Origin of the sequence: Cobetia sp. SIMBA_158, from assembly GCF_046566945.1 — a bacterium.
Taxonomy (GTDB): Bacteria; Pseudomonadota; Gammaproteobacteria; order Pseudomonadales; family Halomonadaceae; genus Cobetia; species Cobetia amphilecti.
The window spans coordinates 1-228 of record NZ_JAWJYL010001262.1 but is presented as its reverse complement, the minus strand read 5'-3'; the positions used below and the strand labels follow the sequence as shown (position 1 = coordinate 228).

Here is a 228-nt window from a genome sequence, read left to right as displayed (position 1 = left end):
ATTTTAGAAAAGTCAGCTACAGTAGAAAAGCCATACATAGCCACAAATACAACAATAGAGCCAACGGCTAAAACAATACCCACAAACGCTAAACTATTTGGGTACCAATCTAACTGTGCAGGAATATCAAATAAAAATCTAACCGCAGTGGACGATACCGTAATCATCGCAGCCGATATAACACTAAAAATAATGACGTTAGCCCAGTTATAGAGCTTAGTCATTGAG

At 37.7% G+C, this 228-nt stretch carries 1 pseudogene; it reads right to left on the bottom strand.

What is annotated here, in order from left to right:
- Positions 1-228 (bottom strand): annotated as a pseudogene (locus R2R70_RS23770) (hypothetical protein); the annotation flags it as partial.